The sequence below is a fragment of the Pelovirga sp. C15f genome, assembly GCF_057178085.1.
In genome coordinates this window covers 48,140-60,574 of sequence record NZ_JBXUCV010000006.1, presented here as the reverse complement: position 1 = coordinate 60,574, position 12,435 = coordinate 48,140, and the positions used below count along the sequence as shown (strand labels likewise).

The 12,435-nt window shown below is 50.9% G+C and carries 13 protein-coding genes; 8 read left to right on the top strand and 5 right to left on the bottom strand.

The features are described 5' to 3' along the window. Nucleotides 1-53 precede the first annotated feature (53 nt). Together AC1931_RS12810 and nth are read left to right on the top strand one after the other, a co-directional pair. Nucleotides 54-797, top strand: coding sequence for an endonuclease/exonuclease/phosphatase family protein (locus AC1931_RS12810; protein WP_483877667.1), 744 nt, complete (start codon nt 54-56; stop codon nt 795-797). Nucleotides 798-842: 45 nt separating this feature from the next. Further along, a complete protein-coding gene (gene nth / locus AC1931_RS12805; protein ID WP_483877666.1) occupies nt 843-1,484 on the top strand; it encodes an endonuclease III in 642 nt (213 codons plus the stop codon). A gap of 284 nt (nt 1,485-1,768) precedes the next feature. Here the strand turns inward: nth and AC1931_RS12800 are convergent, their stop codons facing one another. Further along, on the bottom strand, nt 1,769-1,969 hold the full coding sequence (locus AC1931_RS12800; protein ID WP_191155658.1) for a cold-shock protein: 201 nt from the start codon (nt 1,967-1,969) through the stop codon (nt 1,769-1,771). Nucleotides 1,970-2,231: 262 nt separating this feature from the next. Here AC1931_RS12800 and acnA point away from each other — a divergent pair, with 262 nt between their 5' ends. Further along, nucleotides 2,232-4,889, top strand: a complete 2,658-nt coding sequence (gene acnA / locus AC1931_RS12795; protein WP_483877665.1) for an aconitate hydratase AcnA — start codon at nt 2,232-2,234, stop codon at nt 4,887-4,889. 79 nt (nt 4,890-4,968) lie between these two features. Here the strand turns inward: acnA and tsaA are convergent, their stop codons facing one another. Together tsaA and AC1931_RS12785 are read right to left on the bottom strand one after the other, a co-directional pair. Beyond that, the gene (gene tsaA / locus AC1931_RS12790; RefSeq protein ID WP_483877664.1) at nt 4,969-5,676 is read right to left on the bottom strand and encodes a tRNA (N6-threonylcarbamoyladenosine(37)-N6)-methyltransferase TrmO; all 708 of its coding nucleotides are present in this window, start codon (nt 5,674-5,676) and stop codon (nt 4,969-4,971) included. After that, nucleotides 5,676-6,587: a DMT family transporter gene (locus AC1931_RS12785; protein ID WP_483877663.1), complete on the bottom strand. Its 912-nt coding sequence runs from the start codon at nt 6,585-6,587 to the stop codon at nt 5,676-5,678. The genes tsaA and AC1931_RS12785 overlap by 1 nt, the downstream gene beginning before the upstream one ends. A 207-nt stretch (nt 6,588-6,794) precedes the next feature. Between AC1931_RS12785 and AC1931_RS12780 the strand changes: the two genes are divergently transcribed. Next, nucleotides 6,795-7,586 (top strand): DUF3047 domain-containing protein, encoded by a 792-nt coding sequence (locus AC1931_RS12780; protein ID WP_483877662.1) that lies wholly within the window; start codon nt 6,795-6,797, stop codon nt 7,584-7,586. 57 nt (nt 7,587-7,643) lie between these two features. On the opposite strand, the gene AC1931_RS12775 is transcribed toward AC1931_RS12780, so the two are convergent. After that, nucleotides 7,644-8,330 carry a Crp/Fnr family transcriptional regulator gene (locus tag AC1931_RS12775; RefSeq protein ID WP_483877661.1) on the bottom strand — a complete coding sequence of 229 codons (687 nt, stop codon included), beginning with the start codon at nt 8,328-8,330 and terminating at the stop codon, nt 7,644-7,646. Nucleotides 8,331-8,509: 179 nt separating this feature from the next. Here AC1931_RS12775 and AC1931_RS12770 point away from each other — a divergent pair, with 179 nt between their 5' ends. Together AC1931_RS12770 and AC1931_RS12765 are read left to right on the top strand one after the other, a co-directional pair. Beyond that, nucleotides 8,510-9,025: a peroxiredoxin family protein gene (locus AC1931_RS12770; RefSeq protein ID WP_483877660.1), complete on the top strand. Its 516-nt coding sequence runs from the start codon at nt 8,510-8,512 to the stop codon at nt 9,023-9,025. 26 nt (nt 9,026-9,051) lie between these two features. Further along, a complete protein-coding gene (locus AC1931_RS12765; RefSeq protein ID WP_483877659.1) occupies nt 9,052-9,798 on the top strand; it encodes a cytochrome c biogenesis CcdA family protein in 747 nt (248 codons plus the stop codon). Nucleotides 9,799-9,910: 112 nt separating this feature from the next. Here the strand turns inward: AC1931_RS12765 and AC1931_RS12760 are convergent, their stop codons facing one another. Next, complete coding sequence (locus AC1931_RS12760; RefSeq protein ID WP_483877658.1) at nt 9,911-10,066, bottom strand: hypothetical protein; 156 nt, start codon at nt 10,064-10,066, stop codon at nt 9,911-9,913. Nucleotides 10,067-10,308: 242 nt separating this feature from the next. Here AC1931_RS12760 and AC1931_RS12755 point away from each other — a divergent pair, with 242 nt between their 5' ends. After that, entirely contained in the window at nt 10,309-11,022 is a 714-nt protein-coding gene (locus AC1931_RS12755) for a hypothetical protein (protein ID WP_483877657.1), read from the top strand. 252 nt (nt 11,023-11,274) lie between these two features. Further along, nucleotides 11,275-12,024 carry a Crp/Fnr family transcriptional regulator gene (locus AC1931_RS12750; protein ID WP_483877656.1) on the top strand — a complete coding sequence of 250 codons (750 nt, stop codon included), beginning with the start codon at nt 11,275-11,277 and terminating at the stop codon, nt 12,022-12,024. Nucleotides 12,025-12,435 lie beyond the last annotated feature (411 nt).

Sequence of the window (12,435 nt, the reverse complement as noted above, 5' to 3'; positions counted from 1 at the left end):
TTCATTCTGACCTCGTCTGGCAGATGACTGGTGACCCTGAGAAAGGTTGATAGATGGCACGATTCCGGGTCATGAGCTACGATCTCAACCATGAGCGCAGTCGTTCCGGCGAGGTGTGCGCAGACCTCTGTAGCCGGATGATTCGGAAACAGGGTGTTGATCTGGTGTTGTTGCAACGTGTTGGTTCACCGCTGGGTGAAACCTCCCTGCAGCGCCTGGCTGAGGCGACCGGTTTACCTGCTTATGGATCCGACCGCGAAGGAAGTTGCGCTTTTTTATCACGTTATCCCCTGCATAATTTGCAAACCATTCCTTTAGGTCATGACGACTTCTGTGTCAGGGCCGACCTGGACCCTGCTTCCGAACGCGTCCATCTGCTTAATCTGACTCTGAACTGGCATCCAGGCAAACGTCTCAAGCAAGTGTCCAGACTTCTTGGCGATGAACTGCTAGGCAGTCGCAGTTTTCCTTGTGCAACAATTATTGGCGGCGACTTTGGTTTGCCCCTGTGGGGCTGTGGACAAGTTGCTCTTAATCCACAGATTCAGCGGGCGAAATACCCGCTGTGGCGAGCAAATTACCCGGCAGTGCTTCCCCTCTGGGGGCGTGGGCGAATCTATTTTCAGGGTCCTATTGCTGCCATAAGCGGCCGGATTATTACCAGTAAAGAGGCAAAAAGTACGTTAATTCAACTACCTTTGCTTGTTGATGTAGAAACCCGTGATACCCGTAAAACCCTGCGCATCAAAGATCAGGTCACCCTCAATCCCAAGCACCCCAAGCCTGTCTGTGGATAAGTTGATGAAATGTGGAAAAGTTGTTTTGTGTGAAAAAGACAGGACATGAAAAGCCGCGAAAATGCGTTGAAACTGCTAAGATCCCTTGAGTTGATTTATCCTGATGCCCACTGTGCATTGAACTATAGTTCAGCCTGGGAGCTTCTCGTCGCTACGATCCTCTCGGCTCAGTGTACCGATGTGCGGGTTAATCAGGTGACGGTTGAACTATTCAGAGTGTATCCTGATCCCGCCAGCCTGGCGGTAGCACCACAGGAACAGGTTGAGGCGCTGATTCGTTCCACCGGGTTTTTTCGTAACAAGGCCAAAAACCTGATCAACTGTGCGGCTCAGGTGCTTGCAAAACATCAGGGAGAGGTACCACAGACCCTGGAAGAGCTGGTTGCCCTGGACGGGGTTGGACGTAAAACTGCCAACGTTGTTCTGGGTAATGCCTTTAACGTACCAGGCATGGTAGTCGATACCCATGTTAAACGTCTGGCGCGCCGTTTTGGCTGGACCCGTTCGGATAATCCCGATCAGATCGAAAAAGACCTGTGTCATCTGTTACCGCCAGATGAATGGACCCAGTGCGCCCATACCTTGATCTGGCATGGTCGTGCCTGTTGCAAGGCTCCTGTTCCATACTGCAGTCGCTGTGCAATCGTTGACTTATGTCCGCGTAAAGGGGCAGCGCGGGCGCATTGAGCAACGGCTGACAATGAAAAGGGAATCGGTCTTGTTGTCATCCCCGGGTGCTGCTGCCGGGGATCGAGAGCGGGGAGCTGGGCTCCGGCCAAAAGCATGCCGGAATAATGCCGGGAGCTGAGATCCGGCACAATGTTGACGGCTGAAGCCACCCTTCCATGGAGTTATAAAGGTTGTCGAAAAAGAAAAGCCCCGCAATGACTTGCGGGGCTTTCCGGTCTACCCTCAGAGACGTTCATAACTACAGTGATTGCTGTAGAAAACAGTTAAAAACAGATAAAATGTTAAATCTTTACGACATTTGCCGATTGTGGACCTTTTTCTCCCTGGATGACGTCAAAGCTGACTCGATCTCCCTCAGCGAGGGACTTGAAACCCTCAGACTGGATAGCAGAAAAATGGACGAAGACATCAGGACCATTGTCCTGCTCGATAAAACCAAACCCCTTAGAATCGTTGAACCATTTTACAGTACCTTCAGCCATGCTCTTACTCCTTATACATTTTGTCGAGGGTAACCGATTACTACAAATTGCTTCTAGCACAAGAAACACTGAAAAACAACGTTATTTTACAACGAAAGCATGAGTGACTGTCAATTTTTCTCTATGTTGGTTGCGCAACGCTGGTCTATTTATCAGTACAGGATGGTTTGGGATAAATGTCATGGGGTGGAGTTGGCAATTTGACGAAACACAGGGTAGACTAAAAAAAACAGAAAAAAATAACAACACAAGGAGGTCGCCGATGCTCGGCAATTCATTTGAAAGTAAAAAAAATCTGACGGTCAATGGTGTCGACTATTGCTATCACAGCTTAAGAACGGCATCGGGTTCGGGTTTGGGTGACCTTGACCGCCTTCCTTTCACCATCAAGATCCTGCTTGAAAATCTTTTGCGTAAAGAAGATGGCCAACTGGTCAAGCGCCAGGATATTGAAGCAGTCGCTGACTGGGGAACGGAGACAACCCAGGCAGGCGAGATTGCATTCAGTCCGGCGCGGGTGCTGATGCAGGATTTTACAGGTGTGCCGGCCATTGTCGATCTGGCCGCGATGCGTGATGCCGTGGCACAAAACGGTGGTAATCCTGCTGACATCAATCCGCAGATACCAGTTGATCTGGTGATTGATCACTCGGTCATGGTCGATCATTTCGGCAGTTCCGATGCCTACAGGGCCAATGTCGAGCGTGAAATGGAGCGGAACTTTGAGCGCTATGCGTTTTTGCGCTGGGGACAAAAAGCGTTCAACAATTTCCGCGTGGTACCGCCAGGTACGGGGATCTGCCACCAGGTCAACCTTGAATATCTGGCTCAAGGCGTGTGGACTGAACAAACGGATGGCGCAACCTGGGTTTATCCGGATACCCTGGTGGGTACCGACAGTCATACCACCATGATCAACGGACTCGGGGTTCTGGGTTGGGGGGTTGGTGGCATTGAAGCGGAAGCGGCAATGCTGGGCCAGCCGATCTCCATGCTGATTCCTGAGGTGGTGGGATTCCGTCTGAGCGGCAGTTTGTCAGAAGGGGTTACCGCCACGGATCTGGTTCTGACGGTGACCCAGATGTTGCGTCAACATGGGGTGGTTGGCAAGTTTGTGGAATTCTTCGGTGCCGGCCTTTCACAACTGCCTCTGGCCGATCGTGCTACGATCGGCAACATGGCACCTGAGTATGGCGCAACCTGCGGCTTCTTTCCGATTGACCAGCTTACTCTCGATTATCTGGCCCTGACCGGTCGGAGCCAGCAGACCATTGACCTGGTCGCAGCCTATTGCAAAGAACAGGGGTTGTGGCGTACCGATGATTTAGCTGATCCAGAGTACAGTGTCGTGCTGGAACTTGACTTAAGCAGCGTCAAACCCAGCCTTGCCGGCCCTAAACGTCCCCAGGACCGGGTTTTGCTTGATCAGATGCGGACTGCTACCGAGGCGGTGTTACCGGAAAACAACCGCGATCAGGCGGTTCCCATCCCCGGCAGCAAGAATCAGCTGCATCACGGTGACGTTGTGATTGCTGCAATTACCTCCTGTACCAATACGTCCAACCCGGCGGTGATGATGGCCGCCGGCCTGGTGGCTAAAAAAGCTGTTGAAAAAGGACTGAGCACCAGGCCCTGGGTTAAAACCTCGCTGGCTCCCGGCTCCAAGGTGGTTACCAGCTACCTGGCCAAAGCCGGATTGCAGGACTATCTTGACCGGTTAGGATTTAACGTGGTCGGCTACGGCTGTACCACCTGTATCGGTAACTCCGGGCCTTTGAGCGGACCGATCGCTGAAGCCATTGATGCTGGTGATCTGACCGTTTCGTCGGTGTTGTCCGGAAATCGTAACTTCGAGGGGCGGATCCACGCCCAGACCAAAGCCAACTGGCTGGCATCACCACCACTGGTGGTGGCTTTTGCCCTGGCCGGAACAACCCGCATTGACCTGGCTACTGAGCCGCTTGGCAGCGATTCCGAGGGAAAACCGGTCTATCTGAAAGATATCTGGCCGAGTAACGCCGAGGTTGCTGAAATGGTGGCCCTGGTCAATGCCCGGATGTTCCTGAAAGAGTATGCCGAGGTTTTTGATGGCGATGAAAGCTGGCAGAATCTGCCGGTACCTGAAGGTTTGACCTATGCCTGGGATAAGGAATCAACCTATATCCGCCGGCCGACCTTTTTTGATTCGCTGGAGATTGCGCCTGGTTATCCGGGGGTTAAAAATGCCGGATTGCTGGCCCTGCTCGGCGATACCATCACGACCGATCATATTTCTCCGGCCGGATCGATCAAGGCAAGCAGTCCGGCAGGAATCTATCTACGTGAGCACGGGGTGGAAGAGAAGGATTTCAATTCCTACGGATCACGCCGCGGCAATCCCGAACTGATGGTCCGTGGCACCTTTGCCAATATTCGCCTGCGCAACCGGATGATTCCAGGCAGTGAAGGGGGGGTCACCAGACACTACCCTTCCGGTGATGATCTGAGTATCTATGATGCATCGCAACGCTACATCAACGAATCGGTCCCGCTGATGGTGGTGGCAGGCAAGGAGTACGGCACCGGTTCCAGCAGGGACTGGGCGGCCAAAGGGACGTTACTGCTTGGGATCAAAGCGGTACTGACCGAAAGTTACGAGCGTATTCATCGCTCCAACCTTGTTGGTATGGGGGTATTGCCGCTCCAGTTTACCGGCGAAGACAGCGCTGACAGTCTGGGGTTGGACGGTAGTGAAACCTTCAACCTGCCAGCCGGCCCAGCCCTGCAGGCAAAGCAGAAACTGCCGCTTGAGATTGTTCGTGCAAACGGTCAGCGCCAGACCATTGAGGTGCTATGCCGGATCGACACCGATCAGGAGGTGGCTTTCTTCCAGAGCGGCGGCATTCTTAACCATGTACTCTTGGAGCTGATGAAAAAATAAGAACATATCAGGGCAGGTCGATCGTGACAACGCCGGTGGAAACAACCATTTCCCCCGGCGTTTTTTTCTGGACAAGGATTCAAACAACCTCGATATCGCTGATAATGATGTGTGCGCCCTCGACCTGCCAACGGACATTGTAGCGGTCGAGGCGACAGCCGTAGGAATGTTGGTCGTCCCTCTGATGGCGATAAGCCGGACGTGGATCGAGGGCCAGGGTTTCGCGGATCAGGGTTTCCAGCTCCGGGGTCTGAGAAGAGAAATCGCTCAGTTTACGACGGGCCGGAGCGCTGAAAATAATCTCCAGACAGGATGTTGGCTCGCTGTCGGCAAAACCACCCTGCGCATTCGGAATATTGTCAGCGTAAGGGATATATGGCTTGATGTCGATGATCGGCGTTCCATCGATCAGATCTGCTCCCAGAATCTCCAGGGTTATCGTCCCGGCTAGGTTGTGAATGTCCAACAGTTTGACGGCGGATAAGCCGATGGGGTTGGGGCGAAACGGGGAACGCGAGGCGAAAACCCCGACCCGGCGATTTCCTCCCAGCCGTGGTGGTCGCACGGTTGGGCTCCACCCCTGATCCATATGCTGGTGAAAGACAAACAGTAGCCAGATGTGACTGAACCCCGCGAGTCCGCGCACGGATTCGGTTGAGTTGAATCCGGGTAGAAATTCAATCAGCGCTTTTACTGATGGTGTCAGACCGGATTGGCGTGGCGTGGCGAACTTTTCTTTGAATGGCGACCGAATGACAGCAATCGGGCTTAGAGAGATCTTGTCCATCACGAAACTTTCGCAGGTTGCACCGAGGAAAACGGATCGTTCCTGCTGCTGAGCCAGACCCCGAAAAAGACCAGAATACAGGCAAATAATTGAGACATATTCAGTTTGTCCCCCAGAATAATCATCCCCATGATCACCGCGAATACCGGAATCAGATTGACGTAGGCGGCAGCACGGTTAGCTGGTATTCTGCTGACCCCGAGATTATAACAACCATAGGCCAGACAGCTGATGGCTACCCCCAGGTAGATGACGGCCAGAGCCGGGACGGTTTCCCAGCTGGTTGGCAGCCCCGCACCCGGCAACAGCAGAAATGGCAAAAAAAACAGACTGCCGATAAACGCCTGAAAAGCTGTCAGGAACAGGGGCGGGTAGTGACTGCTTAGGTGTTTTACCGAAATGGTATAACCGGCAGCGCAGACCATCGCCAGAAACTCCAGAAAATTACCCAGCAAGGGGCTGGGAGCGTTGTCACTGCTGTCTCCAGCCAGGCTCAGCCAGACAACACCAACAATAGCTACCCCGAAGCCGATCAGGGTCTGGCGACGGATCTCTTCTTTGAGCAGGCCCCAGGCCAGAACAGCAACCAGCAGCGGCAGAATAGCCGAAACCATTCCTGCCTGGGAAGCACTGGTTAATTCGAGGGCCCTGGCTTCAAACAGAAAATACAGACAAGGTTCGCAAAAAGCCATTAACAGCAGGTATTTGATATCCCTACGGCGGAATTTCAGGCGGCTGAAGGCCGGGATAAAGATGACGAAACATAAGGTTGCAATCAGCATGCGACCGAAAACCACCTGCATCGGGTGGTATCCCACGAGGGCCAGCTTCATGGCCACAAAAGAGCTGGCCCAGAGAACCATCGCCAGCAGCAGACAGATTTGTGGTAACCAGTGGTTGAATTTGCTCACGTAAGCCTCCCTAAAAAGATCCTGACGAAGATAATACCCGCTGAAAAATCTTGCCAGAGAAAACTGAGAGAGGTGGTCAGTTCGTGTCTGTCTATGCGAGAATCAGATCTTATGAGTTCAGGACTGACTAAAGCTGGTAGTTTTTTAGCAGCTGGACAAATAACCTGGAAAGATTCCGTTCACGAAAAACCATTACCGGAGAACAAGATGCCAACGCGTGAAACCTGTATGTCTTGTTTAGATGCTATTCGTCAGTTTTTTATGCAGCGCCTGAAAACCACACTGCTGCTCTCTGTCAGCAAGAGGCACTGGTTAAATTCGGCCTGTCTGCTCAGTTTAATTCTGGTCCCGGTGGGGGCCTTTTCAGCTCTGGCAGCGGATATTCCGTTGCCTTTTGACGACGCTGACTCGGGAATAAACAGCGACTGGCGTGAACAATCTTTTCGTGCAACAGATCCTACCCGGTATCGGTTGACAGAAGAAGGCGATGCAGTGGTGCTTGAGGCTGAAAGTCACAAGCAGGCGTCAGGATTGATTTATGAAATTGATGTGGATCTGGCGAGCTATCCGATTCTGGTGTGGCGCTGGAAGGTAGACGGCATTATTCCTGCCGGCAATGCCCTGACCAAAGAGGGGGACGATTACCCCGCCCGCGTCTATGTGGTGTTCCCCCACTGGTTCAAGCCTAAAACCAGAAGTATCAACTACATCTGGGCCAATCGTCTGGTGCAGGGGGAGGTTGTTCCCAACCCCTTTTTCGGCAACGCCCGTATGGTGGCGGTGCAAAGCGGTAATACGCAGGCCGGAACCTGGGTCGCCGAATGCCGGAATGTCTATCAGGATTATCAGAAGATTTTTGGTGAGGCGCCACCGCAGGTTGGTGCCATAGCGTTGATGACCGATACCGACAATACCGGTGGGAAAGCCCGCGCCTGGTATGCTGATATCCATCTGGTAGCCGCAGAAAGGGATGCTGATCCGTCCGCTTACTGTCCTTAAACACAATACCGGTCCACCCTTGTCGAAGCCCCGGCAGCAACAAGGTGAGGCACGTTCTTATTGCTTGCTTTCTTGTTTTTTAAAAGCCTCAAGGTCGGGAACCAGCAAAGAGCGATAGGCGGTTTGAAGAAGCCCGGCGCGTTTGAAATGGGCAATTTCCTCAGCGACAGCTTCACGGGTTGCCCCCACAAGGTAGGCGATATCCTTTTGGGTAATTGCCAGCCGGATGCCGTTTTCTTCCTCGATACCATGGCGCTCTATCAGGCGTAGCAGGGTTGTTTTCAACCGGTCGGCCACTGATTTAAAGGCCAGATCCTGGAGCCGGGTTTCTACTTCGCGCAGGCGAAAGCCGATCAGTTTCATGATATTGAAGGTCAATTCCGGATGTTCTGTCAAAAACTGCTGGAAATCGTTACGCGAGAAGATGCAGACCAGGCTGTTCTCGGTTGCTTCGGCAAAGTGCGACCGATGCTTTTCATCGGCAATAGCGAGTTCGCCGAAAATTTCACCAGGGCCAAGGACATCAAGGCTGATTTCATTGCCATCGGCATTCACCATCCCCAGGCGAACGCGCCCTTTTTTAACCAGATAAATCTTGTCACTGACATCACGTGACAAGTAAAAAGGCTGGCCACGCAGGCACTCTTCCATTTTGCTAATATCTGCCAGATATTTCTGGTCCTCATCACTGAGGCTGGCAAAAACGCCGCCGGTATTCTTGATGTACCAGATTTTGTCCTGCATTGCTTCTCCTCTGATAAACGTTAAGACTCCACTTTAGCAGGTTTTTACTTGATTAAAATAATTAACTTTGCAAATAAATCAACAACTTCGTCCGAAAAGTAGTCCAGCTTATATTTTCAAGGGCCCAAAGAGCGGTCTAATGACCGTAAGGCACTCAACATTCTTCAGGAGTCGAACCGATGAAAAAATATTACCCCGCCAAGAAAGATCTTTATTGCGCAATATTTTTCATCATGCTGACATTTTTTTCTGCTTCAACTGCGTTGGCCCTAATAACCGGAGATGCCGCCCCTGAGTTTGCTGTACGCGATATGCAGGGCATTCAGAGAACCTTGACGGATTATCAGGGGCAGGTCGTCATTATTAATTTCTGGGCAAGCTACTGTCCTCCCTGTCGCCAGGAGAAACCATCGCTTGAGCAACTCTACCAGGATAAGAAAGATCAAGGGTTGCAGATCCTGGCGGTAACCGCTGAAAAAGAACGGAAGATCACACGATACCTGAAAAAGTATCCGTTAAGTTTCAGCGTTTTACACGATGTTGAAGGCACCATGCATCGCGATTACGGAGTGTTAAGTTATCCACAGACTTTTGTTGTAGATCGTTCGGGAGCAGTTGTTCAGATTTTTTTTGGAGCCCAGGAGTGGACCGGTTCAATGGTGGCGGAGATGATCGGTCCACTCCTGGCCGAGTAAACACTCAATAGCGGGAGAATACAGATATGGGTGTCGATGTTACCATCTGGGTCGCTTTTTTTGCCGGTATTCTGTCGTTCTTGTCTCCCTGCGTGTTACCCCTGGTGCCTGCCTATCTGACCTATATCTCTGGTCTTTCCTTTGCTGATCTTAAAGACGAACAAACGCCTTCGGCCGGCAGAATCCATGTTTTATGGCACGCTCTGTTGTTTGTTACCGGCTTTTCTCTGATCTTTATCGTCCTAGGTGCCCTGACGGGTCTGGCCTCCGCATCGGTTAATTTTTATCTGCGTGATGCTTTGGGGGTGATTCAGAAGGTGGGCGGAGTGCTGATTTTTCTGTTCGGTATCCACTTGAGCGGTCTTTTTCGCTTCGGCCTGCTGTTGAGGCAAAAGCAGATCCCTCTGCAGCATAAACCGGCCGGGCTGATGGGCACTTTTCTGATCGGTATTGTCTTTGCGGCCGGCTGGACACCCTGTGTTGGACCAATTCTGGGAGCTATTCTGGCGGTTGTTGCGGGCAGTGGTGGCGGCGTCGAGCAAGGCACCATCCTGCTCAGCTTTTACTCCGCCGGTCTGGGCATCCCCTTTATTCTTTCTGCCCTTGCATTTAACCGTCTGGTCGGCATTTTTGACCGGATGAAAAAACATATGCACTTGCTGGAAGTGATCACCGGTTCGCTCCTGATGGTTACCGGTTTGCTTTTGTTTTTTGATCTTTTCAGTGAAATTACCTGGTACTTGTATGAGCTGATGCCGGAGGGTCCGGGTTGAGGCAGGCGCGGAGCTAATGGCCGGGAGTTGCCCTGTGAAGTGGAACCGCGAGAAGACAAAAAATTCCAGCGGCGGTCCTGGCTGCAGGCCCGCCGCTGGACAAATCCGGTCACTAACCCCCGGTCTTGTCTTGCTCAACGAGATGCTCGTTGATATCAAAGACAGCACCACAACTGGGACATTTGACCATGGTCGGTTGGCCGGCTGCGCAGGCGGTCAATGACAATGCCAGCAGTAAAAGAACACTCCAACCCGCTAATTTTTTCATAGTATTTCTCCTTTCTTAGAGATCAAAAGACTCGATCGAGTCGCCTTGTTAATTATAATAGTAAGAGACGGGCGACAATAAGAATGTAGTCAAGAATACAATTGCAGAAATATTTATGATTTTTTTTGAAAATTAAAATAAAAGTTAAATTTAAAAAGTAGTCATGATTACATTCTCCTTTGTAGATAGCAGGTATGTATGCCAAAGGGTATGAAAGATTTTTTAAATAAAAGGAGAAAACAATGAAATATTTAACAGGAGCAAGGTTTCTTTTTTTATTGTTTCTACTGGGACTTGCTGTGGGATGTGCCGGCCCTGCTAAAAGGTTGGATCCAGTCAATGCCATTGCCTTGTCTGCTCCAATGGCCCCAGAGTTTGAGTTACATCGGCTTAGCCCCGATCTGGGTCTTGTTCTTGAAATTTTACCGGAACATTGGCAGGTCAGCTTCGAGGTCACGCCGCAGATGATTGAACATCAGGCCGAACATGAAGAGGAGAATGCTATCAATGCCGGAAAGCAGATCTCCAGAGCAGAGGCGAAGGAACGCGCGCGCCGGTTTTTTGAAAACAGCAAGGATCTTCATTTCCTGAACACTCGCAGTGAGGCCCATTTTTTGTTCAGTTTTGCCAAACTCAAAGCACAGCAACCTGAACCGACTGCCGACCATGTTGCTGGCTCGGTCCTTGCGGCAATCTCCGGGGTAACCGCAGAAGGGTGGACCAAGCATGCGCAAAGCCATCGGTCTGTCCAGGTCAGGGGCGCCCAGCACGCCCACTATTTTGAAATAGATTATACCCAGCATGATGAACGCCAGATATTTCAAGGTGTGGTTGGTTATGCACAGCCCTACTGGTTCTGGTTTTATACCTATGACCATCTGCAGGACCCACAGGATCAACTTCTGTTGAAGCGGCTTCTTGAGACATTCGAAATCCGTACCGGTAAGGCACAATAAAGTTCTTTCTGAAACAATGACTATTGGCCGGAAGGCTGTGCAAATCCGGTCAATAGCTCCTCAACCTTCTCTTCTTTAAAAGCCACTCTGCTTTCTTTCTGTTTTTTCTGTAAAAGTAATTAAAACGACATTTTATTCATTCAGAAACCGCTAGATTAAAAATAAACTCGGTTTTCCCACCCGGAGACCAAACGCGCAGCTGAGCAGTTACCCGTTGTTTTTGCCGGATGCGACTCTGATGAAAGTTATGCTATGTGGGATAAAATTGATTATCTGAAAAAATTGAAACTTTTTAACGGTTTGGCTGAAGATGAGCTGTGTCGTTTGACAAAAACAGCGGATATGTTGCGCTGCAAACGCAATACAGTTGTTTATGTCGCCCATGATCCAGGTGACAGAGTTTTTGTCCTTTGCGAAGGACGGGTCAAATTATCGCGTTCGAGTGCTGAAGGTCGTGAAGTTGTTCTTGATGTGCTCGTTACCGGAGAGCTGTTTGGCGAGATGGTCATCTGTGGGGAGTCTCTGCGAACCCACAGTGCGGTCGCGATCGATGATTCTCTGCTTTACGCACTCAAGCGACAGGATGTTGAGGTGGTATTACAGGAAAATCCGGACCTGGCGATGCAAATCTTGTGTCACGTTGGAGACCGCTGCGCAGAACTGGAGCTGCGTCTGGAAGATCAGATATTCCTGCCGGTTGAGCAGCGACTCCTGCTGACCCTCTGCAGGCAGGCGGGTCGGCATGGGGAACACTGCGTCGATGGTAGTGTTGTCATCCGCCTGATTCAGAAAGACCTTGCCCATCTGATCGGCGCTTCACGTGAGACAGTGGCGGAGCTGCTTGCCGCCTACAAAAAAAAAGGCATTCTGACAACGGGCTATCGGTCGATCAGGCTCATTGATGTTGATGCGATAGCATCCGCACTATCTGCTGAAGGGGTTTGTGACTCAAGGAACATTCAGTCCCATAACGGCTTCAGGCAAGGCTGTCGGTTGCCATAGCGCAGTGATCTACCCCCTCCAGCACTTATCTCCTGACTGGAAGTGTCAAGTTAGATATTCTCCTTCCTGTTCGGAGGGTTTTTTTTTCAAATCCATAAAAGCAAAAGCGTCATTAAAACCTGCCGGAGTGTAAGCTGTGTTACATTCTATCTTCACTGATATCATTAGCATTAAAACCAGGGATTATTTAAAACAGTTATTGACACGAAGAACAATCATTGAACAATTGATATCAGCCGTAATGAACCCCGTGGTTATCTCCAGCCACAGACCCTTGAGGGGCTATAATCCGGGTTCGACCCTTAAAAGTGTCATGCAGAAACGGGTCATGCTCGGATATCATCGTTGCTATTCCTGCTTTGCCTGCGCTACCAGTTGCTCTGAAGAGGGTGGATAATGACATGCTTACAC

Bases quoted from the DNA above. Each gene is read 5' to 3' on its own strand.
- AC1931_RS12810 (WP_483877667.1), top strand. From the start codon at position 54: ATGGCACGATTCCGGGTCATGAGCTACGATCTCAACCATGAGCGCAGT.
- nth (WP_483877666.1), top strand. From the start codon at position 843: ATGAAAAGCCGCGAAAATGCGTTGAAACTGCTAAGATCCCTTGAGTTG.
- AC1931_RS12800 (WP_191155658.1), bottom strand. From the start codon at position 1,969: ATGGCTGAAGGTACTGTAAAATGGTTCAACGATTCTAAGGGGTTTGGT.
- acnA (WP_483877665.1), top strand. From the start codon at position 2,232: ATGCTCGGCAATTCATTTGAAAGTAAAAAAAATCTGACGGTCAATGGT.
- tsaA (WP_483877664.1), bottom strand. From the start codon at position 5,676: ATGGACAAGATCTCTCTAAGCCCGATTGCTGTCATTCGGTCGCCATTC.
- AC1931_RS12780 (WP_483877662.1), top strand. From the start codon at position 6,795: ATGCCAACGCGTGAAACCTGTATGTCTTGTTTAGATGCTATTCGTCAG.
- AC1931_RS12775 (WP_483877661.1), bottom strand. From the start codon at position 8,330: ATGCAGGACAAAATCTGGTACATCAAGAATACCGGCGGCGTTTTTGCC.
- AC1931_RS12770 (WP_483877660.1), top strand. From the start codon at position 8,510: ATGAAAAAATATTACCCCGCCAAGAAAGATCTTTATTGCGCAATATTT.
- AC1931_RS12765 (WP_483877659.1), top strand. From the start codon at position 9,052: ATGGGTGTCGATGTTACCATCTGGGTCGCTTTTTTTGCCGGTATTCTG.
- AC1931_RS12760 (WP_483877658.1), bottom strand. From the start codon at position 10,066: ATGAAAAAATTAGCGGGTTGGAGTGTTCTTTTACTGCTGGCATTGTCA.
- AC1931_RS12755 (WP_483877657.1), top strand. From the start codon at position 10,309: ATGAAATATTTAACAGGAGCAAGGTTTCTTTTTTTATTGTTTCTACTG.
- AC1931_RS12750 (WP_483877656.1), top strand. From the start codon at position 11,275: ATGTGGGATAAAATTGATTATCTGAAAAAATTGAAACTTTTTAACGGT.